Source organism: Nitrobacter sp. JJSN, assembly GCF_051912485.1.
Lineage (GTDB): Bacteria > Pseudomonadota > Alphaproteobacteria > Rhizobiales > Xanthobacteraceae > Nitrobacter.
This window is the reverse complement of the sequence record NZ_CP196822.1, coordinates 1326475-1348660: the sequence shown is the minus strand read 5'-3', so window position 1 is coordinate 1348660 and position 22186 is coordinate 1326475. Positions and strand designations below refer to the sequence as shown.

At 62.4% G+C, this 22186-nt stretch carries 19 protein-coding genes; 7 read left to right on the top strand and 12 right to left on the bottom strand.

Translation table 11 applies throughout. The features are described from left to right. Nucleotide 1 precedes the first annotated feature (1 nt). From ACSZOQ_RS06635 to epmA, 3 genes are all read right to left on the bottom strand, one after another. Entirely contained in the window at nt 2–262 is a 261-nt protein-coding gene (locus ACSZOQ_RS06635) for a hypothetical protein (protein WP_439925199.1), read from the bottom strand. Nucleotides 263–356: 94 nt separating this feature from the next. Next, nucleotides 357–1457 (bottom strand): lysine-2,3-aminomutase-like protein, encoded by a 1101-nt coding sequence (locus tag ACSZOQ_RS06630; RefSeq protein WP_439925198.1) that lies wholly within the window; start codon nt 1455–1457, stop codon nt 357–359. Further along, nucleotides 1454–2497: an EF-P lysine aminoacylase EpmA gene (gene epmA / locus ACSZOQ_RS06625; protein ID WP_439925197.1), complete on the bottom strand. Its 1044-nt coding sequence runs from the start codon at nt 2495–2497 to the stop codon at nt 1454–1456. Before epmA ends, ACSZOQ_RS06630 begins: the two co-directional genes overlap by 4 nt. A 145-nt stretch (nt 2498–2642) precedes the next feature. Between epmA and efp the strand changes: the two genes are divergently transcribed. The 3 genes from efp to ACSZOQ_RS06610 all read left to right on the top strand — a co-directional run bounded on the left by efp (nt 2643) and on the right by ACSZOQ_RS06610 (nt 6229). After that, nucleotides 2643–3209, top strand: coding sequence for an elongation factor P (gene efp, locus ACSZOQ_RS06620; RefSeq protein WP_439925196.1), 567 nt, complete (start codon nt 2643–2645; stop codon nt 3207–3209). Between the two features lie 74 nt (nt 3210–3283). Then, complete coding sequence (locus tag ACSZOQ_RS06615; RefSeq protein ID WP_439925195.1) at nt 3284–4942, top strand: peptidoglycan DD-metalloendopeptidase family protein; 1659 nt, start codon at nt 3284–3286, stop codon at nt 4940–4942. 69 nt (nt 4943–5011) lie between these two features. After that, nucleotides 5012–6229 (top strand): lytic murein transglycosylase, encoded by a 1218-nt coding sequence (locus ACSZOQ_RS06610; RefSeq protein ID WP_439925194.1) that lies wholly within the window; start codon nt 5012–5014, stop codon nt 6227–6229. A 6-nt stretch (nt 6230–6235) separates the two neighbouring features. Here ACSZOQ_RS06610 and recJ read toward each other — a convergent pair whose 3' ends face one another. The 5 genes from recJ to ACSZOQ_RS06585 all read right to left on the bottom strand — a co-directional run bounded on the left by recJ (nt 6236) and on the right by ACSZOQ_RS06585 (nt 12301). Next, nucleotides 6236–8077, bottom strand: coding sequence for a single-stranded-DNA-specific exonuclease RecJ (gene recJ / locus ACSZOQ_RS06605; protein ID WP_439925193.1), 1842 nt, complete (start codon nt 8075–8077; stop codon nt 6236–6238). A 74-nt stretch (nt 8078–8151) separates the two neighbouring features. Beyond that, a complete protein-coding gene (glpX, locus tag ACSZOQ_RS06600; RefSeq protein ID WP_439925192.1) occupies nt 8152–9147 on the bottom strand; it encodes a class II fructose-bisphosphatase in 996 nt (331 codons plus the stop codon). Nucleotides 9148–9178: 31 nt separating this feature from the next. Beyond that, complete coding sequence (locus ACSZOQ_RS06595) at nt 9179–10501, bottom strand: homoserine dehydrogenase (protein ID WP_439925191.1); 1323 nt, start codon at nt 10499–10501, stop codon at nt 9179–9181. Nucleotides 10502–10582: 81 nt separating this feature from the next. After that, a complete protein-coding gene (locus tag ACSZOQ_RS06590) occupies nt 10583–11800 on the bottom strand; it encodes an LL-diaminopimelate aminotransferase (RefSeq protein WP_439925190.1) in 1218 nt (405 codons plus the stop codon). A 240-nt stretch (nt 11801–12040) separates the two neighbouring features. Continuing rightward, nucleotides 12041–12301 (bottom strand): hypothetical protein, encoded by a 261-nt coding sequence (locus ACSZOQ_RS06585; protein ID WP_439925189.1) that lies wholly within the window; start codon nt 12299–12301, stop codon nt 12041–12043. Nucleotides 12302–12641: 340 nt separating this feature from the next. Here ACSZOQ_RS06585 and ACSZOQ_RS06580 point away from each other — a divergent pair, with 340 nt between their 5' ends. Further along, nucleotides 12642–14447: a PHA/PHB synthase family protein gene (locus tag ACSZOQ_RS06580; protein WP_439925188.1), complete on the top strand. Its 1806-nt coding sequence runs from the start codon at nt 12642–12644 to the stop codon at nt 14445–14447. Nucleotides 14448–14513: 66 nt separating this feature from the next. After that, entirely contained in the window at nt 14514–15695 is a 1182-nt protein-coding gene (locus tag ACSZOQ_RS06575) for a GNAT family N-acetyltransferase (RefSeq protein WP_439925187.1), read from the top strand. A 94-nt stretch (nt 15696–15789) separates the two neighbouring features. Here ACSZOQ_RS06575 and ACSZOQ_RS06570 read toward each other — a convergent pair whose 3' ends face one another. Then, on the bottom strand, nt 15790–16575 hold the full coding sequence (locus tag ACSZOQ_RS06570) for a D-alanyl-D-alanine carboxypeptidase family protein (RefSeq protein WP_439925186.1): 786 nt from the start codon (nt 16573–16575) through the stop codon (nt 15790–15792). Nucleotides 16576–16771: 196 nt separating this feature from the next. Between ACSZOQ_RS06570 and ACSZOQ_RS06565 the strand changes: the two genes are divergently transcribed. Both ACSZOQ_RS06565 and ACSZOQ_RS06560 read left to right on the top strand, forming a co-directional pair. Beyond that, nucleotides 16772–16981, top strand: a complete 210-nt coding sequence (locus tag ACSZOQ_RS06565) for a hypothetical protein (RefSeq protein WP_439925185.1) — start codon at nt 16772–16774, stop codon at nt 16979–16981. Between the two features lie 190 nt (nt 16982–17171). Beyond that, nucleotides 17172–18734, top strand: a complete 1563-nt coding sequence (locus ACSZOQ_RS06560) for a L,D-transpeptidase (protein ID WP_439925184.1) — start codon at nt 17172–17174, stop codon at nt 18732–18734. A 109-nt stretch (nt 18735–18843) separates the two neighbouring features. Here ACSZOQ_RS06560 and ACSZOQ_RS06555 read toward each other — a convergent pair whose 3' ends face one another. The 3 genes from ACSZOQ_RS06555 to argC form a co-directional block, all read right to left on the bottom strand. Next, entirely contained in the window at nt 18844–20499 is a 1656-nt protein-coding gene (locus ACSZOQ_RS06555) for an L-lactate permease (protein WP_439925183.1), read from the bottom strand. A 348-nt stretch (nt 20500–20847) separates the two neighbouring features. Beyond that, on the bottom strand, nt 20848–20985 hold the full coding sequence (locus tag ACSZOQ_RS06550) for a hypothetical protein (RefSeq protein ID WP_439925182.1): 138 nt from the start codon (nt 20983–20985) through the stop codon (nt 20848–20850). A 129-nt stretch (nt 20986–21114) separates the two neighbouring features. Further along, nucleotides 21115–22113, bottom strand: a complete 999-nt coding sequence (gene argC / locus ACSZOQ_RS06545; RefSeq protein WP_439925181.1) for an N-acetyl-gamma-glutamyl-phosphate reductase — start codon at nt 22111–22113, stop codon at nt 21115–21117. Between the last annotated feature and the right edge of the window lie 73 nt (nt 22114–22186).

The following is a 22186-nucleotide window of genomic DNA, read 5'->3' as shown; positions in this document are numbered from 1 at the left end:
TTCAGCAGCCCCGGCAGATGCTCTTGATCTTGCGGTCGAGAGCGGCATCGGCCGGATCGATCTTCGTCGGATTCCCAGCAGCGGTGCTTTCCGCCGGGATGTCGCTCGGGCGCGGCTGACGGTGACCAACCGGCGCGTCAATGTAGGGCGATGATTTGGTAGCGGCCGGATCGTACGATCCGCCTTTGGTTCCATATTGCGCCAGCGCCGCGGGCGCGCCGATCAAAGCCATAAAAACCGCGATCACGATGGTCTTGCTCATTTCGCTGCTCCAACGTCCGCAATTGATGTTGCCGGGAACGTTCCGGAATCTTCAACGTTCCACCGCCTCGCCTCCCGGTTGGACCGATCCCCCCTTAAGACTTCGGCGGATAGAGGTGAACGCCGCCACAATAGTCGACGATACGATAACGCAATTCCGACCGATGTTCACCTTCTCCGGGGGTTAAATCTGAGCACGACAGATAGTCCGGTCCCACCGGCGACTTGCCGTATCCACCCGGAATATCGAGAACATAATCCGGCTGGCACAGTCCGGACACGCGACCGCGCAGCGCGCGCATCAGGGCCTGGCCCTGTTCCAGCGTGGTCCGCAGATGCGCCGTGCCCGGCGCGAGATCGCCGTGATGCAGATAGTATGGCTTGATGCGGCATTCGACGAAGGCGCGCATCAGCGCCTCCAGCGTCGCCGCGTCATCGTTGACGCCGCGCAGCAGCACCGACTGGCTGACCATGGGAATACCGGCATCGACGATCCGTGCGCAGGCCGACCGCGCTGCGGCGGTCAGTTCGCGCGGATGATTGGCGTGCAGCGCCAGCCACGTCGTGGCGCCCGCCACTTTCAAGGCCGCCACCATCTCCTCAGTGACGCGCGCAGGATCGGCCACCGGCACGCGGCTATGGATGCGGACGATCTTGACGTGACCGATGGCGGCAAGCTCGGCCATGATCTCGGCAAGTCGCCGCTGCGACAGCATCAGCGGATCGCCGCCGGTCAGGATCACTTCCCATACTTCCGGATGCGATCGGATGTAATCGAGCGCAGCCGCGGTCGCGGATTTCGACAGCGCGGTTTCCTTGGCCGGTCCGACCATCTCGCGGCGGAAGCAGAACCGGCAATAGACCGCGCAGACATGAACGAGCTTCAGCAGCACGCGGTCGGGATAGCGGTGGACGATTCCATCCACCGGCGAATGCGCATGATCGCCGATCGGATCGGCGCGCTCGCCGGGTTGCGCGGCCAGTTCATCGGCGCTCGGAAGATATTGCCGCGCGATCGGATCGTCGGGATCGGCAGAATCGATCAGGTCGGCGACGTGCGGCGTGATTGCGATCGCGTAGCGCGCGGCAACCTTTGCGAGATCGGGAAGAGCTGCAGCCGGCGCGAGGCCATGGGCAACGAGATCCTCCGGCTGCCGCAATGTCGTAACGACGCTTTTGCTGGTCCTGATGCTCATGCATCCTCCGCGGGCGCCGTCCACACCACCTGATCGATCCTCGATGCACCGCTCGCCAGCATGACCAGCCGATCGAAGCCCAGCGCCACCCCGCTGGCCTCCGGCATATGCGAGACCGCGGCGAGAAAGTCCTCATCCAGCGGATAGCGTTCACCGTAGCGGCTTTGCTTGTCATCCATCGCCCGCGTGAAACGGATGCGCTGTTCGGCGGCGTCGGTCAATTCACCAAACCCATTCGCAAGCTCGACGCCGCAGGCATAGACCTCGAAACGCTCGGCAACGCGGCCGTCGGCCGGATTGACCCGCGCCAGCGCGGCTTCCGGCGCGGGGTATTCAAACAATATCGTCAACCTGCCCTGCCCCAGATTCGGCTCGACATGCTCGACCAGCACCTTGCTGAAAATATCAGACCAGGTGTCGTCGTCCGCGATACGTACCCGTCCCTGCGCCGCCGCCGCCAGCGCCGCGCGATCACCCTCGCCGCCGACGACGGTTTTCAGGAGATCGATCCCGGCGAAGCGATCGAACACGGCAGCGACCGTCAGACGCTCCGGTTCCGCGAACGGATCGGTATGCCGGCCGCGGAATGAAAACGTGCCGATGCCAGTCGCCTCGGCGGCGTGAGCGATCACCGTTACACTGTCGGCCATGACCGCGTCATAGGACGTCCCCGCGCGATACCACTCCAGCATGGTGAATTCCGGCAGGTGCAGCACGCCACGCTCGCGGTCCCGAAACACCCGCGCGAACTCCACGACCTTCTGCTCACCGGCCGCTAGCAGCTTCTTGCAGGCGAATTCCGGGGAGGTCCGCAAGTAGCGCGTAACCTGATCGCCGGCCGGCGTCGTCAGCGTCGTGCAGGGCGCGTGAAGGTGGGTTTCGTTGCCCGGCGACACCTGCAAAACCCCGGTTTCGACCTCGACGAACCCCTGCGCGTCGAACCAGGCCCGCAATGCCTTCATCACGGCACAGCGCGCCTGCAGGAACGGCCTCCGGTCCGCGTGCCTTGCCTGATCCCACCAGGGGGAAATCCGATTCATCCATCCTCAGCAATCGACCGGAATCGACCCCAAACCACTGGCGCCGCCGGACCAAATCAGTATGTTGCGGCCCGAAACCGCCTCAACGGCCGCAGGACGTTCCCGTCCGGACCGGTCTCGAGCCCAAACACTAGGAAATCCCGCCGTGAGAGTCATCGCCAGTTCTATTCGCAAGGGCAACGTCATCGAGCAAGACGGCAAGCTCTACGTGGTCCTGACCGCGGAAAACATCCACCCCGGCAAGGGAACCCCGGTCAGCCAGATCGAGATGCGGCGGATCAGCGACGGCGTGAAGATATCCGAGCGCTACAAGACCACGGACCAGGTCGAACGCGCCACCATCGAGGACCATAACTTCAACTTCCTCTATGAAGATGCCGACGGCTTCCACTTCATGAATGGGGAGACCTACGATCAGGTCCAGGTGCCGAAGGACGTCGTCGGTAACGCAGCGCCCTACCTGCAGGAAAACATGGTGGTGAAACTATCCCTGCACGACATGGTGCCGGTGGCGATCACGCTGCCGCAGCGGGTGACGCTTGAGGTCGTGGATACCGAACCCGTCACCAAAGGACAGACCGCATCCTCCTCTTATAAGCCCGCGATGCTGTCGAACGGCGTCCGCACCGGTGTGCCGCCCCATGTCGGCGTCGGCACCCGCATCGTGGTGATGACGGAAGACGGCTCCTACGTCGAACGCGCCAAGGACTAACTGAAGCGGCGGCGACGGGAAGCAGGGCTACGGATGTGAGACTGACGGTTCGCGGCAGCAGTCCTCTCCAACTCATGAGACGTGCCGTCGCGGCATGGCTGCTGCTCGCGACCACCACCGGCGGTGCTACCGCCGACAACTTCAAGACACCCGGCATTTCGGATGTCCGGGTGGAATGGCGCACCGTTCTCGACCAGTTCAAGTCCGAGATCGAGGCTCGGCCCGATATCGCCCACCGCTTCACCTTCAACGCACTGCGCCACTTGCCGCCGTCCGATCCGCGCACCATACCTGCGCTGATGCAGCTCAATGCGGTGACGCTGCCGCTTTTTGCGCGCATCAACCAAAGTCCGGTGCCGGTGCTCTTGCCGTTCGATGCTGGCAAGTATCTCAGCGAGCGCACAACCGACACACCGGCGCACCTGCCGCTCACGCATTATCAGGAGGGGTTTCAGCGGCAGATGTTCAACGCCGGTCCGGCCGGCTATGACGCGAAGTTCGCGCTCATGCCCGGCGCCAGCGACGGCATGCCGCAACTGACCTTCACCAAGCCAGTCGAAGTTCAGATCACCGGGTCGATCCTGACCTACGACATCGACGATCCGTCGGGAGGAAAAGGCGAGCCGGTGAGCGCGCTGGCGGCCCAGTTTCCGGATCTCAGGCGTATCATTCGCGAAGGGAGCGTGCGCTACGCCTTCACGCGGTTCAGCGTTCCCTACGTGGTCTCGATCCATTGTCTCGACAGCGCGCCGCGCGCAAGCCGGCTGGCCTGCCGCGAAGCGTCAGGGGTGGCCGAGCGGTTTCTGAAAGCGTTGCACATCGCAGGCGGGCAGCCGTCGCAATCCCGCATGAATATCGCGCCCGGCGTGATGCCGCGCCCTGCAACATCCTCGCCCGATTTCACCTACCGGCCTCCGGGCAACATCATTGCGAACAGCGGGTATCGCGGCCAGAACGGCCGCGCCGATACGACCGTCTACTCGCAGATCCGCTTTCCGATCGAAAGCGCTCCGACTTACGCGAACTCGCAATCGTTCCTGAACTGGGGTGACTGCTTCCACCGCGGCCGCGTTCCGCCGCCCTCCGACAAGGGCGAACGCTATCGTTGCAAATCGAGCAACAAGCCGCTGGTGTTCGACGAATCCGCTACCGAGAACTATTCTTACCCCTGGCAGGATAATTTCTGCGAGGCTCGTGATTTCAACGTCGGGCAGTGCCCTGCAGGATCCGGGCATCAGGGACAGGACCTTCGCCCGGCGACATGCACGCTGCGCAATCACGGCGCCGACCGCTGCATCCCGAACCGCCACGCGGTGGTGGCCGTGCGCGACGGCGTCATCATCCGTTCGGCGAAGCAGCAGGCGGCGACGCTGTTGATCAACACTCAGAACGAACACGCGCGCTTTCGCTACATGCACATGAATCCAGCGCAACTGGATAAGGACGGCATCCTCGACGATCGCCGCGTGAGCGAAGGCGAAAAAATCGGTCTGGTCTCGAACTACATGGATCACTCGGGAGGCACCACGGCACACCTGCATTTCGACGTGCAGGTCTTCACGCGCGACGGCTGGCTCTGGGTCAACCCCTATGTCACGCTCATTTCGGCCTATGAGCGCCTGATCGGCGGACGCGGACGCGAGATCGCACCGGAGACCGAAGCGGGTCCGCCGGCCGCAAAGCCGCAAGATCCCGTTCATCCCGAGAAACCCTCTGAAGGCGTGGAAAACTGAGGCGAACGGGAGTTCCCCGCGACGCAATGAAGCTTTCCGCCGGACGCCCCCCTCCGTTAAGCTCTCCGCATGAAAACTATCGATTCTCGAATCAGCCGGCGCGGCGCGCTGCAATGTCTCGGTGCGGCGGCAGCGCTCGCACCCTTCCCGGCTCTCGCCGCCATGCCTCAAGGCTTCGAACAGTGGCGCGACAGCTTCCGCGCCCGCGCGCTGGCCAAGGGCATCTCGGAAGCGACATGGAGCCGCTGCATGGGCCGGATCGAGCCGGACATGAGCGTCTTCAAGCAGATGCGCAACCAGCCCGAGTTTCATGAAAAGACCTGGCAGTACATCAACCGCCGCGTCTCTGACTGGCGCATCATCGCTGGCAAGGAGGCTCTGCGGAAGAACGAGGCGCTGTTCGCGCGGATCGAGCGCGATTTCGGCGTCGAGCGCGGCACGCTGCTGGCGCTGTGGGGCGTCGAATCCGCGTTCGGCGATCCACTGGTGCAGAAGAACCATATGCGCCCGGTGTTTCCTTCGCTGGCGGCGCTCGCCTGGAACGAACCGCGACGACGCAGCTACTGGGAAACCGAACTCATCAACGCGCTTCGCATCGTGAACAAGGGCTGGAGCACACCTGAGGAAATGAGCGGCTCGTGGGCCGGCGCGATGGGACACACCCAATGGATGCCCGAGGTCTGGCTCAATGTCGGCATGGATTACGACGGCGACGGTCGAGTCTCGCCGTTTGGAAAACCTGACGACGCGTTGGGCTCGACCGCGCGCTACCTGATCAACCGCGGCAAATATCATCGCGGCGAACATTGGGGATATGAAGTGCGCGCACCCGGCGGCGCGAGCGGCAACCGCAGCTATGCCGCGTGGGCGGCAGCCGGCGTGCATCGCACCGACGGCAAGCCGTTTCCCCAGCCGAACGCCTCGGCCAAACTCTGGACGCCGGAACCGGGCGGTCCGACGTTCCTGCTGGGACCGAATTTCTACGCCGTGCGCAGCTATAATCCGTCGATGAATTATGCGCTTGCGATCTGTCATCTCGGCGATCGCATTCTCGGAACGCCGCCTTTCATCCAGCCGTTCCCCGGTTCGGAACGTGCGCTCACGCTCGCGGAAGTGCAGGAAGTACAGACGCGCCTGACCAAGGCCGGATTCGATACCGGCGGCACCGACGGCCGCGTCGGCAACGACACCATGAAGGCGGTGAAGGATTTTCAGACCCGCGTCGGATTGCCGGCCGACGGCTATGCCGGACTGCAAGTGCTGGCGAAGCTGAGGCAGGGATCGTAGCGACACTTAGCGAATTGTTGCCGGCCCCGGGGCGGGCACCGCGACATCGATCACGCGCAACTGCACACGCTCCGCGCCCTGCCAGCGGTCCACGGCCAGCGATCCCGCCACATGCACGACCTGCCCGCGCATTTGCGTCAGGGCGTTACCAAGCGGCTGGCCGACCGCGCGAAACGCGATGCCGTTCACGATCGTTCCGTCACCGGATTTGAATCGCAACCGAAGATGCGCCTGCCCGACCTCGTCGGCATAGACGAGTTGATGCGACGGCAACGCCACGACCGGCTCCGGATTGCCCGCACCGAACGGCCCGGCACGATTGAGCGTTGCCACGAATTCGGGCGTTGCCGCGCGCGCGGTCACGGCACCATCGATGAAGAGCTCGCGGACATGGCGCGATCGCGCGACATCGGTGGCGAGCGCTGTTTCCATGTAGGCGCGGAATTCCGCCAGCCGCTCCTTGCGCAACGTGACGCCCGCCGCCATGGCGTGACCGCCGCCCTTGAGCAAGACGCCGTGGTTGACCGCGTGCCGCACCGCCTTGCCGAGATCGACGCCGCCGATGGAGCGCCCCGATCCGGTGCCGATGCCGCCAGGTTCCAGCGCGACCACGAAGGCTGGCCGGGAAAACTTGTCCTTCAGCCGCGACGCGACCAGGCCGACGACGCCCGGATGCCAACCCTCGGACGCTGTGACGATGACAGACCCTTTGTCCTCGAGACCGAGCGACGCCAGCGCCTCGGCTTCGGCCTGCGCTTCGGCCGCCTGCTCAATCACGCGGCGCTCGGTGTTGAGGCGATCGAGCTCGGCAGCGATCCGCGCGGCTTCCGAGACATCGCCTTCCAGCAGCAGCCGCACGCCGAGATCGGCGCGTCCAATGCGGCCGCCGGCATTGATGCGCGGTCCCAGCATGAAACCGAGATGCCAGGCTTCCGGCGGACCGTTCAGCCGCGCGACATCCATCAGCGCGGTGTGACCGACATGATCGCGGCGGCGCAGTGCGATTAGTCCCTTCGCGACGAAGGCACGGTTGAGGCCGGTCAGCGGCGCGACATCGGCGACCGTTCCGAGCGCGACGTGATGCAGCATGTTCAGGAGATCCGGCTCCGGCCGCTCGCCGGTCCAGAAACCGCGCTGGCGCAGCTCGCGGTTCAAGGCGACCAGCGTCACCAATACAAGACCGACGGCGGCGAGATGTCCTAGACCGGAGAGATCGTCCGGCCGGTTCGGATTCACCAGCGCGTCAACCTCGGGCAGATCGTCGCCGCACTGGTGATGATCGATCACCACGACCGACATGCCCTGCTGTTTGGCAACCGCCAGCGGCTCGATGCTCGTGGTGCCGCAGTCGACCGTCACCAGCAAGGTTGCGCCCTTGGCCGCGAGCGCGTTGATCGCGTCGATGTTCGGGCCATAGCCTTCAAAAATGCGGTCGGGGATATGGATCAGCGGATCCAGCCCGCAATGACGCAGGTGCCAGGTGAGCAGCGCCGCCGAGGTTGCGCCGTCGACATCGTAATCGCCGAAGATCGCAACCGTCTCGCCGCGCATCGCGGCATCGGCGAGCCGCTTGGCCGCCGCCTCCATCTGCGTCACAGTGAAGGGATCGGGCATCAGCCGTCGAATGGTGGGATCGAGAAAATCCGCGACCGTATCAACCTCGACGCCCCGCCCGGCCATCACCCGCGCCAGCATCTCCGGCAACTGGTGGCGCTGTGCGATCGCGAGCGCGCGCGCCGCGCCCCGCGCATCGAGACGATCACGCCACAGACGCCCGGTCGCTGAATGCGATACGCCGAGAAAGGCGGTAGGCGTTTCGACCGGCAATGCAGAGGCGGGCAAGGTCATGATGTCGTCCGTACCTTGCCGAGACTATATGAAGCCGAGGCGCCGGCGAAGCGTCGCGCACGCCTGAGCGTGACTCAATCCAGGTCGAACTTGTCCAGTTGCCGGTGCGCGGCCTTGATGCGGCGTACGGTTCCGGACACCGAGCGCATCACCACTGTATCGGTTTCGGTCACGTCCTTGCGGAATCGGACACCGGACAGCAGCGAGCCCGTCGTCACTCCTGTGGCGGCGAACAGGCAATCGCCTTTCACCATGTCCTCGATCTCGTATTTCTTTTTGGCATCCTTGATGCCCATTTGCAGGGTCCGCTCGCGCAAAGCCTCGCTGTCGATGATGAGACGAGTCTGCATCTGGCCGCCGATGCAGCGCAGTGCCGCCGCCGACAGTACGCCTTCCGGCGCACCACCGCTGCCGAGATAGATGTCGATTCCCGTTCGTGGCTCCGCGGTGTGGATGACGCCGGCGACGTCGCCATCGCTGATAAGAGTCACCGCGGCGCCGAGCTTGCGGAGCGCGGCGATCTTCGCGGCGTGGCGGGGCCGGTCGAGCAGGATGGCGGTGATCTCGGTCGGCTTGACTCCCTTGGCCTTAGCCAGATTGATGATGTTCTCTTCCACCGACGCGTCGAGATCCACCGTGCCCTTCGGATAGCCCGGACCGATCCCGATCTTGTCCATGTAGCAGTCCGGCGCGTGAAGCAGCGTGCCGCGTTCGGCCATCGCGATGGTGGCGATCGCGCCCGGCATGTTCTTGGCGCAGAGCACGGTCCCCTCGAGCGGATCGACGGCGATATCGAGCCGCGGGCCGTGTGTGTTGCCGACCTTCTCGCCGATGAACAGCATCGGCGCCTCATCGATCTCGCCCTCGCCGATCACGACCGTGCCGTCGATCGGCAGTTTGTTGAGTTCACGCCGCATCGCATCGACCGCGGCCTGATCGGACGCCTTTTCCATGCCGCGCCCCCGCAGACGCGCCGCCGACACCGCCGCCCGCTCCGTCACGCGCACGATCTCGAGCGTCAGGAGGCGCTCCCGCACCTGCTCCGGCGGGACGGAGGTTTGTGTCGACATCGTCTCAACTCCCTCGGACAGCGTGTCTCGTTCAGTTTTTCTCGATGCGTATGACCTGCGGGCGGCCGGTGATGACCTTGTCCCCGCGCACCGCATGAAGCGCGCGGTGCACCGCATCCTCGCTGGTCGCATAGGTAATCAAAAGCACCGGAACCGGCTCGGCCGATTTGCCAGCCTCCGTCATATCCAGCTTGCCATTGGGATGGCGTTGGACGATCAATTCAATCGAAATCTTCTGCTCGGCGAGCCGGGTGGCGATGGTCGCAGCGGTGCCGGCGAAATCGCGCGCCATCAGCCGGATGTAGTAACCGCCTTCATGGCGCTCCATCGGCGCCTTCTTCGTTGCACGCAACCGCGCCGCCGGCCGACCAAATGGCAGGGCTCGGATTCCGCACGCGACATCGGCGATATCAGCGACCACAGCGGACGCTGTCGCGGCGCCGCCGGCGCCGGGACCGACAAGCGTAATCGGCGGAATGCCCTCGCCGTCGATGGTCACCGCATTGGTGACACCCATCACCTGCGCGATCGACGACGTCTTCGGCACCATGGTCGGATGCACCCGCTGCTCGATGCCCTTGGCGGTGCGCACCGCGACCCCGAGCAGCTTGACACGGTAGCCGAGTTCTTCCGCTGCGCGAAGATCTTCCGGCGCGATCGACGAAATGCCTTCGACATAGACGGAGCTCTGCGCGACGCGCGTGCCGAAGGCGAGGCTTGCCAGGATCGACAGCTTCTGCGCGGTATCGTGACCGTCGACGTCGAACGACGGATCGGCCTCGGCATAGCCGAGACGCTGGGCCTCCTTCAGACATTCGGCGAACGACAGGTCTTCCCGCTCCATCCGCGTCAGGATGTAGTTGCAGGTCCCGTTGAGGATGCCGTAAACGCGATTGATCGTGGTGCCTGCAAGTCCTTCCCGCAGCGTCTTGATGACGGGAATGGCGGCGCCAACCGCGGCCTCGTAGTTCAACGCGCCGCCGTGTTGCTCGGCGAGAGCGGCGAGCCGCAGGCCGTGTTTGGCGATCAACGCCTTGTTGGCCGTCACCACCGCCTTGCCCGACTTCAGGGCCGCCTCGATCGCGGAATGCGCCGGATCGCCCGAACCGCCCATCAGCTCGACGAAGCAGTCGATGCCCGGATCGTTCGCCAGCGCCAGCGCATTTTTGGCCCACGTAACGCCGCGCAGGTCGAGGTCGCGCTTCTTTGTCTTCGAGCGCGCGGCGACGGCGACCACGCGAACGCTACGCCCGCAGCGCGCCGACAGCGCACGGCCTTGCTGCTCAATGAGACGAACGACCGCGGACCCCACAGTGCCGAGCCCCGCGATGCCCACTTTCAGTGGTGCGACCATGTCAGGAAACCTGCTGGAAAAACCGGTGTTGCAAGGCACGATCCGGCCCGAAAGACCGGACGCCTTTCTCTAGACTGGCGCCTATCGCCGGTTGGCGAGAGGAACCACGTTGTGCAACGTTTCGATGCCGCTTTCAAGGAAGTGGCGTACGCCGCGGGCGGCCTGGCGAATTCTCTGTTCGTTTTCCACCATGGCGATGCGGACATAACCCTCGCCGTGCTCGCCGAAGGCGACGCCGGGCGAGACCACGACCCCGGACTTCTCGACCATCAGGGTGGCGAACTGCATGCTGCCGAGATCGCGGAACTTCTCCGGCAGCGGCGCCCATGCAAACATCGAGGCCTGAGGTGGGGGAATCACCCATCCCGCGCGGCCGAAGGATTCCACCAGCGTATCGCGGCGCTTGCGATAGGTCTCGCGCATCTCGCGGATGCAGGCATCGGGACCATTCAGGGCCGCCGTGGCGGCGACCTGCACGGGCGTGAACGCACCATAATCGAGATAGGACTTGACCCGTGCGAGTGCTGCGATGATGCGTTCGTTGCCGACGGCGAAGCCGATGCGCCAGCCAGCCATCGAGAACGTCTTCGACATCGAGGTGAACTCGACGGTAACGTCGAACGCGCCAGGCACCTGCAGCACGGACGGCGGCGGGTTGTCGTCGAAATAGACTTCAGAATAAGCGAGGTCGGACAGAATGAAGATCTCGTGCTTCTTCGCGAACGCCACGAGGTCCTTGTAAAAATCGAGACTCGCCACCTGCGCCGTCGGGTTCGACGGGTAACAGACGATCAGCGCGATCGGTTTTGGAATGGAATGGATGATCGCGCGCTCGCAGGCGGCGAAGAAATCCGGCGTCGGCGAGGACGGGACCGAGCGGATCACACCGCCCGCCATCAAAAAGCCGAATGCGTGAATCGGATAGCTCGGGTTCGGACACAGCACGACGTCGCCCGGCGCGGTGATCGCCTGAGCGACGTTCGCAAAGCCTTCCTTGGAGCCGAGCGTGGCCACGATCTGCGTGTCGGGATTGAGTTTCACACCGAAGCGGCGGGCGTAGTAGCCGGCTTGCGCCTTGCGCAGGCCGGTCACGCCGCGCGAGGCCGAATAGCGGTCTGTCTTGGGCTTGCCCAAGGTTTCCTTGAGTTTTTCGATCACATGAGGCGGCGTCGGAAGGTCCGGGTTGCCCATTCCGAGGTCGATGATATCGGCTCCGGCGTTCCGTGCGGCTGCCTTGGCGCGATTGACCTGTTCGAACACGTAAGGCGGCAGACGGCGGATACGATAAAACTCTTCCATGGTCCTGGCTCCGGGCCGGATTTAACGATGCGATCGACACATTGCTTTGACGAAGTCGGCGGGACTTCATCAAAAAAATATGTGTATTCAAAAGCTTGGCATATTCAAACGCGATTTTACCGGCGGTCGACGTTTGACGGTTTCGCGCAGCCTTATGCTTGAATCACGCCATTTTAGCACGGACACCCTGCTCTGCCAGCACTTCGCGTGTTTTGGGCGGACCAAGGACCGCGCACGAGCTTATTTGCCGTCGGAGGCCTGCGTGCCCTGGGATTGGTGCTCGCGCGCGGCGATCAGTTCCTTTTCGATCCTGGCCTGTTCGGCGGAATTCATCGCCGCGTGGTCTCTCGGCGCAGGAAGGTCATGCACCGCGGGATAGTCCGGCACATCGGCCGCCCGTTCCGGCGTATCCGGCGGGGTGCCGATCGGTAAATCTGCAATCGAGGTCGAGCAGCCACCGAGCGATAGCGACAGCAGAGCCAACGCGGCGGCGCTGACCATCGCGCAGCCCACACGTCTCCACCGTCTCCGCGCTTGTCTGCTCGCTGCTGTTGTCCCGGATACGCTCACGTTGCCTCATCCGAACTTGCGGCATCATCGTGTGCTGTCTTCACCCGATCGAATCGCAAGGTTAGAACCATTATCACTCCAGACCCTTATGGCTGCTATCGCGCCTCAACAGGGCCACTACAATCGGCTTATCGGGGCTCATGTATGGCCGGATCAAGATGTTTTGTCGCACCGCAACACATGGAAATCGGCAACGCTCCCCAGATTATGCCATGATCGCCGCCCAGCAACGTGGTGACGAAATTTTGAACAAGCCTTCAGGTGTACGGCCATGAGCGAGTTACCAGTCGGGACCAAGCCCTCGGCTCGGTTCGATCCCGATACATTCGCGATGAACCTCGCGAATGCGATGGAGAGCGGCGGCAGGGCGCTGGCTGCCTACCTCAAGGGGCGTGAGAACAACGACGCGCGCGACAACCCCCCGAACGAGTTCGCCGAGTTGATCAAGACCGTCAGTACGGTCGCCGAATATTGGCTGTCGGATCAGACCCGCGCAGTCGAATTGCAGACGAAGCTAGGCAAGGCCTATCTGGACCTCTGGGGCTACGCCGCGCGCCGCCTCTCCGGCGAGGAGATCGAGCCCGCCATTGAGCCGGCCCCCCGCGACAAACGTTTCGCCGATCCGGAATGGCGGTCGAACCAGTTCTTCGATTTTGTGATGCAGGCGTATCTGCTGACGACCAAATGGGCGGACGAACTGGTTCGCGACGCCGATGGCCTCGATCCGCACACCCGCAAGAAGGCCGAGTTCTATATCAAGCAGGTCACCAACGCTATCGCACCGTCGAATTTCGTGATGACAAATCCAGAGGTGCTGCGCGAAACCTTCGCCCAGAACGCCGGCAATCTCGCGCGCGGCATGAAGATGCTGGCGGAAGACATCGAGGCAGGCAACGGAGCACTGCGCATCCGCCAGTCCGACTCCGCCCACCTCGCGGTCGGCGTCAACATGGCGACAACGCCGGGCAAGGTGATCTACCAAAACGAGCTGATGCAACTGATCCAGTATTCGCCGAGCACCGAGACGGTATTGCAGACGCCGTTGCTGATCGTGCCGCCGTGGATCAACAAGTTCTACATCCTCGATCTCAAACCGGAAAAGTCCTACATCAAGTGGTGCGTGGATCAGGGCATCACGGTGTTCGTAATATCCTGGGTCAACCCCGACAAGCGGCTCGGGGAAAAAACCTTCGAAGACTACATGAAGGACGGTCCGCTGGCTGCGATGGACGCGATCGAGAAAGCAACTGGCGAAACCAAGGTGCATACCGTCGGCTATTGCGTTGGCGGCACCCTGCTCGCGACCACGCTGGCGTGGCTTGCGGACAAGCGGCGCGCGCGCGTGACATCGGCGACGTTCTTCGCCGCGCAAGTCGATTTCACCCATGCCGGCGATCTGCTGGTCTTCGTCGACGAGGACCAGGTTTCCGCGCTCGAGCGCGACATGAAGCAGGTCGGCGTTCTGGAGGGCAGCAAGATGGCGATGGCCTTCAACATGCTGCGTTCCAACGACCTGATCTGGTCTTATGTCGTCAGCAACTATCTCAAGGGCAAGACGCCGCCCGCCTTCGATCTGCTGCACTGGAATTCGGATGCCACGCGGATGCCCGCGGCCAACCACTCCTATTACCTGCGCAACTGCTACCTTGAGAACCGCCTTTCCACTGGCTCGATGGTGCTCGACAATACCTTACTCGATCTCTCGAAGGTCAAGGTACCGGTCTACAATCTCGCCACCCGCGACGATCACATCGCGCCGGCGGAATCCGTGCTGTACGGCTCACGGTTCTTCGGCGGCCCGGTGCGCTACGTTCTGTCCGGATCGGGGCACATCGCGGGCGTGATCAATCCGCCATCGCTCGGCAAATACCAGTACTGGACCAACGACGCTATCGGCACCGCCACGCTTGCCGCGTGGATGGAGGGCGCGCAGGAACACAAGGGCTCGTGGTGGCCGGACTGGCACGCATGGCTGCGAAACATTGGCGCCAAGGAAGTCGCCGCCCGCGAGGTCGGCACCGTCGCGCTGCCGCCGATCGAGGACGCGCCGGGCAGCTACGTCCGCGTGCGCGCCTAAGATAAGCCCCGCTTATTGGCATCGCCCGGGGGACTGAATTCCACTGCACTCTTACGGAGTGGAGAGATGAGCGCGATTAGTCCGAGCGTTTCCTCTGCGCGCCGTGAATCGTTCTCGATTTCCGTTGTGTCGCGTGCCGAATTGTCCGGATGCGCGCCTTGGACGTCTACTTTCGCCGACCAGCGAAAAGATTATCGGTATTACGAGATCCTGGACGATACGCTCGGGGATGACTTCGAGTACCGATATTTCGCGATTGTCGATAACAATGGCCGTGTGCGAGCCATCCAACCGTTCTTCCTTGTCGATCAGGATATTCTTGAAGGGCTTGGCGCTGAACGGATTCGTTGGATTTCGCTGATCCGACGATTCTATCCGCGTTTCCTTAAACTGCGTACTTTGATGGTTGGTTGTTCCGCCGGGGAGGCTCACCTCGCCGCTACAGAAAATATGCCTGTCGATACCGTTGCGGAAACGTTGTCGAACGGCATCATCCAGCAAGCGAGATCGCTCAACGCGCAGCTCATCGTGCTAAAGGAATTTCCGTCTCGCTATCGCAGAGTACTGCATTGCTTCTTGCAATGCGGCTTCGTGCGCGCGCCGAGCATGCCAATGACGATGCTCGACATCAGATATGACGATTTCGACGCCTACATGATAAAGGCGCTAAAAAGTTCAACGCGAAAGAAATTGCGCAAGAATCTCGATGCGACGGCCAGCGTATCGGATATTCGCATGAGCGTCACCGACGATGCGACCAGTTTTGTCGATGAGATTTATCCGCTCTATCTGCAGGTGTTCGAGCGTTCAAGGATGCGATTCGAGAAGCTAACGAAGAATTTCTTCCGCCAGCTCGGCCAACGAATGAACGATAAGGTACGGTTCTTCGCGTGGCGTCGCGGAAACGTGCTGGTGGCTTTCAGCCTTTGCATGGTGCAAGGAGACTCGCTGTACGCGGAGTACGTGGGTTTCGACTACACCGTTGCTCTCGACCTGCATCTCTATCACTATGTGGTTCGGGATATGATCAGCTGGGGGATCAGTAGAGGGTACAAATGGTTTCGCAGCAGTGGCCTAAACTACGATCCGAAGCTGCACATGGGGCACCGACTCGACCCCATTGATCTCTATGTGCGCCATACGTCCACCCTTGCAAATGCAATATTCAGACTGGCGCTGCCCTGGATTGTGCCGGTGCGTTACGACGCGACACTGAAACTATTTCCAAACTATAAAGAACTTTGGTGACGATCTTGCTGCCCGCATTTTGGGATTCTATTGAAAGGACATCGTCACGGATTTCCGGATTCTACGTTGCGAGCCGGACTCGGACTCAAGCCACTCAGCTCGCTTTCAGCTTCGAGGCGGCGGCAGTTCTCGGGCGCTTCGCGGGGCGCGAACGGGCCCGTGCGGTCACGCCCTTCACCTTCTTCACGTTGATCTTCTTCACATCCAACGAAGCGTGTTTCGTTCCGCGGTTGTGCTTCGCATATTCCTGACCGTCGACCGGTGCGATATGCGGCGGGTCCCTGTCGAGATATGGGCGACCGATTCCGAACTCCTTTCCGTGTGCATCAACCCACTTCCAAAACTTTTCTGAGGAAGCAAATCGCTGATTGCGCGTTCCGCCATCGACACTCACCACATCGGCTGCAAGCCCATGCCCATAGCCACCGCGCAGGCTGCCGCCATGATACGACCTGTTGCTCGCCGCCTTGAGGCCGCTTGCGATCGACTGGCGATAGTCGTCACGGAATCCGCTGGTGATGCCGGGCGAAAGGCCCGCCGCCTCCGCCGCATGAAACATACGAAACAATTTCAGTTTGAAACTCCGATCCATGCCGCCGATCACATAGTCCATCATCGACTTGCCGACGCGTTCCGCCGCCTTGGGATCCTTCCACCCGAAATTTTGATCGACAAGCTTGGTGAAGGCTCTGGAAACAGTCACCCTCTTGCCCTTCCGTTTGATCGTGACGCGCCTCCATTCACGCATCCTGACGGTGTCTTCCTTGGGCGTGCGCTGATAAAGCGCCCACAGATAGCGATCGATGCAGATGTCCCCGATCTGACACTCGTCGACCGTCTCGATGGACTTCGTGGCCTTGTTGGTATCGACAGGTTCCATATCGGACGGATTCGCGCTTGCGATTTGCACAGAGGCTGGTGCGGGGGGCGCGGTTGGTGCTTGGGCGACATCTTTTGCAAGCGACCGTTCGATCATCGCCGCGTGAGATTTCAAATGGGTTTGACTCTGATCGCCACTGGACATTGAGCTCGGCTGCGGCGCCGTGGCCAACTCCTGTGTGGTGGAGGAAGAAGGAATGCTGTTGTCGGTGGGCGTTGCCGCGCCGGTGGCCTGGAGTCCTTCTGACCCCGTCGCGAGCAGGCCGAAAATCCCGGCCGCGAAAACGACGAATAGCAATGCGGGCGTCAGCGCTGAAAGTTGCCGCGAGTTCATCATTCCAGCCTCATCGGAACCGGATTACATAGCCGAGGATGTGGACGCGATGATTGTTCCGGCAAGGAAATAACCATGCAATGACGCAACCGGGTAGACCGTGTCCTTTTCCCCCATGTGTTGCTTGTACGCAACAAAGAATGGTGACTTGCGAGCACTCGCGGTCCGTTTTGTGCCAATTTCAGCTGCGAGCATGCTTATTCCTCACGAGTCGGATATGTGAGGTTGGTCACGGCAGCGGACAGGCTGATACGGGGAATGGAATGGTGAATCGATTGACATCGGCGAAATCCACCGTGGCAATGCGCCATTGGGGGTGTTCAGCCGTTGTGATGTTCGCAACGGTCGTCGCGCTGATCGCACCGATCGCCGATGCCACAGCGAAACAGGCACGCCGCGCGCAACCTGCTGAGACAACGGCGCCACGCGTGGCAGGCGAGCTGATCATGGCAATCGTGTCGATCAAAAGCCAGCAGGTCACGTTCTATGACGCCGACGGCTGGATCCTGCGCGCGCCAGTGTCGACCGGCGTCAAGGACCGCGAGACGCCAGCCGGCGTCTTCGCCATCATCGAGAAGGACAAGGACCACCACTCGACCATGTATGACGATGCCTGGATGCCGAACATGCAGCGCATCACCTGGAACGGCCTCGCGTTGCATGGCGGACCGCTGCCCGGCTATGCCGCCTCACATGGCTGCGTGCGAATGCCTTACGGCTTTGCGGAGAAACTGTTCGACAAAACGCGGATCGGGATGCGCGTGATCATCTCGCCGGCCGATGCGACCCCGGTCGATTTTTCACACCCGGTGCTCTCATCCTTCGTGCCGAATGCGGAAGTCATCGCAGCTGCTCCGGCAAAGGCCGAGACGCTCTCACGCGAGGCCGCGGACGCTGCCGCGACGGCCGACGAGGCCAAGAAGACTGCCGCGATGGCGGCCCGCGAGTCGGTACCGCTCGCAGCCGCTCTGCGCAAGCTGGAACGGCTCAAGGCCCGGGCCGACGCCGAGCTCGTATCCGCCGACAAGGCGGTGGCCGCAGCCAGGACTGACCAAGCCAGAGCGAAGGCCGAGGACCGTAAGCAAAAGGCCGCTGCCAAGGCAGCGGAGCTGGGGACCCAGTTCGACACCGCCAAGGCGGATGCGTCATCAAAGCTCGACGCAGCCAGCACCGCAAAGGAAACTGCCAAGACGGCTCAGACAAGAAAGGCCGACACCGCCAAGGCGGCACTCGACGCGAAGCTCGCGCTCGAGCCGGTCTCGATCTACATCAGCGGCGCAACGCGAAAGCTTTACGTTCGACGCAACACGCATAGGCCGGCGCCGGACGGAGGCGGCGAGGTGTTCGATGCGACCATCGAAGTCCCAATCACGATCCGCGATCCCGGCAAACGACTTGGCACGCATGTGTTCACGGCGGTGGCGCGCAGCGACGCGGGCTTGCGCTGGACCGCCGTTACGATCGAGGATTGGGATGACGCCAAAAACGCACTCGACCGCATCACCATCCCCAAGGACGTCCTCGATCGTGTCACGCCGACCGCACTGCCGCGATCCTCGATCATTGTCTCTGACGAGCCGCTGAGCGAGGAGACCAACTATCGCACCGAGTTTGTTGCGGTGCTGAGCGACCAACCCCAGGGCGGCTTCATCACGCGGAAGCCGAGCGAAGTTCTCATGGCAGACGACAACGGCTGGGACAACGGCAACCCGCAGGGAGACGACGGCTTCGGCTTCTTCTTCCAGCGCAATCCGAATCCCCAGCCGAGCAATGCGCGACGGGGCGGCGGTCAGATCTTTCCTCCGATGCAACGAGGCTGGTGGTAAGACGCAGCACGCCGCGCGTTAGGCCGATTATCCGCTTCAACCACGCATCAAACACCTAAATCCAAATCCATATTGTAACCCCGCGGCACGCCGCCGCGGGGTTCGTGCGTCAGTGCACAATCATGCCTGTGAAGACATAAGCCTGCAGCATCACCAGCACGCCGACCAGACAGGCCAGCGCGATCGAGTGCCAGAATACGAAGCGCAGGATCGTACCTTCGTGGCCGAACCAGTTGGTCGCCGTCGAGGCGACCACGATCGACTGGGCGTCGATCATCTTGCCCATGACGCCACCCGATGAGTTGGCGGCGGCCATGAGGATAGGCGAGATGCCCAGTTGCTCCGACGTGATCTTCTGCAGGTTTCCGAACAGAATGTTCGACGCCGTGTCGGAGCCGGTCAGCGCGACGCCAAGCCAGCCCAGCAGTGTGCCAAAGAAAGGATAGAGCACCCCCGTCGCCGCGAAGGCGAGACCGAGCGTCGCGTCGATGCCGGAGAGCCTCGTCAAGGTGCCGATCGCGAGCATCGCCGAGATGGTGATGAGCGAATACGCACAGACCTTGATGGTCCGGCCGTAGGCGGTAATCAAGCCCAAGGGAGAAAATCCCATAATCAGGCCCGAGATAATCGCGGCAATCAGCATGCCGGAGCCGGTATAAGAAAGCCACGTGAAGCCGAACACGGCGCCTTCCGGCGTCGGTTTCGCCACGATCGGCGCAACCTTGTTGATCATGTGGTCCAGACCGGGGACCGCATAGTTCCATGTCGCCCACGGGTTCACGTGGCTCTTGAACCAGGTCGTGCCCCACAGCAGCAGCACTGCGCAAACGATTATCCAAGGCAGGAGCGACATCCAGACCTGGGCAGTGGTCGGCTTGACTGAAAGAGCGACCGGTGCCGGCCGGCCGATGGCGGAGTCGTCACGACTGCGCAGCGCCGGCGATGTCCAGAGTTCCTTCGGCGACCACACCTTGAGGAATAGCAGGAGGCACGCCATCGACATCAGCGACGCGCCGATATCGACGATCCATGGATTGATGAAGTTCGAAATCAGAAATTGCGGCACGGCGAACGAGACACCGGTGACCAGAATAGCCGGCCAGACGTCCTTCATGCCCTTCCAGCCTGCGAAGGCCCAGATCAGCCAGAACGGTACGATCAGCGAGAAGAACGGCAATTGCCGTCCAACCATCGCACCCAGCAAAAACGGATCGATGCCGGTAACGCTGGCCAGGCCCGCGATGGGCGTGCCGAGCGCGCCAAAGGCAACCGGCGCTGTGTTGGCGATCAGCGACAGCCCAGAAGCCGCGAGCGGCGAGAAGCCAAGCCCGATCAGGATCGCGCCGGTCACAGCTACGGGCGTACCGAAGCCCGACGCGCCTTCGAAGAAGGCGCCGAAGGAGAAGGCAATCAGAAGGAGCTGCAGCCTGCGATCCTTGGTGACGCCTCCGATTGTATTCTGCAGCGTCTCGAACGCTCCTTTCTCCACCGTCAGTCGGTAGAGGAAGATCACGTTCAGCACGATCCAGCCGATCGGAAAAAACCCAATCACTGCGCCGAGCAGAGTCGCGCGCAGCGTCATTCCGGCCGGCATCGTGAAGATCACGACGGCGACCACATTGGCGACGACGAGCGCGATAAGGGCCGCGATGTGTGCCTTGACCCTGTTGGAGGCGATCAGAAGGAGCAGCGTTACGACTGGTAGCGCAGCCGCGATGGTTGACAGCGTTTTGCTGCTTAAAGGGTCGTAGACCTGGTCCCACATTCCAACCTCCTGGATGTGGCCGGCGTCCGCCGGCGACGCTCCCCATGTCACTCTAGCAGAAATTCGAGCAATCGCTTCCGTCTGAAACGGGACAGCGGCGTCGGATGATGCCTACTTTTGGGTTAGACGGCGGCCGGATAGCAGATATTGCAGAAGGTCTGCTTCTGGGTCATTCGCGACCGAGTCAAGCCGGTAGCAAGTCCAGCCACGTCCGCTATGCGGTCGAAGGCGGAAGTGAATTCAGAATAGCAGCCGCCTACCAGGTTGGCTCCGGCCGCTGTCGCCGATCGAGGACGCGCCGGGCAGCTACGTCTGTGTGCTGGCGTGAGATAGCTCACGCTTGCCGCGCTAGTTCGTGAGAATGACGTTGTGCTGTCGCCGTGACGGATGATCGGCGCTAACCAATGCGGCCTCATCCGTCGCGATCACGGCTTCGGGCAACGGCACCGGCTCGATGCCAGCGAAACGGCGGTATAGAGCGCCCATGATCGCGCCGTATATTTAGCGACGCGTTGAACAATCTTCGCATGGCAGGTGCGGAAACTTCCGCTTTGGGTCATTCGTGACCGTAACCCGGTCATTCCGAATTTGGCTGCGCGCGAATGAGTCCGCGTCCTAATCCTGCCCCGTATCCGGCAGACCGAGCATCAGCCGCATGTTCTGCACCGCTGCGCCGGATGCGCCCTTGCCCAGATTGTCGAGCCGCGCGACCAGCACGGCCTGCCGGTGCTTGTCGCTGGCGAAAACATGAAGCTCGAGCTTGTTGCTGCCGTTCAGCGCCTCCGGCTCGATCCGTCCGCTTTTCGCAGCAGTGTTGTCGAGCGGCATCACCGAGACATAGGTGCTGCCCGCATAACGCTTCTCCAGCACCGCATGAAGCGCCGCGCCGTCGGGCTGTCCCGGCAGCGTATCGAGATGCAACGGCAGCGACACCAGCATGCCCTTCCGATAGTCGCCGACCGACGGCACGAAAATGGGGCGCCGCGTCAGGTTCGCGTATTTCTGCGTTTCCGGCAGATGTTTGTGCTCGAAGCCGAGACCATAAAGTTCGAACGCCGGCGCAGTGCCTTTCTCGAAGCTTTCGATCATGGATTTGCCGCCGCCGGAATAACCGCTCACCGCATTGATGGTGACGGGATAGTCCTGCGGGATCAGGCCAGCGTCGGTCAGCGGCCGCAACAACGCAATCGATCCGGTCGGATAGCAGCCGGGATTCGTAACCTTGCGCGCCGCCTTGATCCTGTCCGCCTGATCCGGCGTCAATTCCGGAAAGCCGTAGGTCCAATCCGGCGCGACGCGAAACGCCGTCGAGGCGTCCAGCACTTTCGGCGCATCAGCGCCCATGCCGTCGATCAACGCGACGGTTTCCCTCGCCGCATCGTCAGGCAGGCAGAGGATCACGAGATCGACCTCTGCCATCAGCGCGCGCTTGGCAGCAGGATCCTTCCGCTTGTCGCCGTCGAGGCTTTTGACGGTGACGTCACCCTGCCGGTCGAGCCGTTGGCGGATTTCGAGGCCGGTGGTCCCCGACGCGCCGTCGACGAATACCGTCGGCCTGGCAGTGGCCTTGCCGCCAGAAGCGGAGCTTTTCGCCTTGATGTCTGCGAGAGTCATGACGTCATCCTTGCGTCCGCGAGCACGCTCACGGGTTTTCCGACTTGTAGCCCAGTTGCGGCGGCTGCGCGAC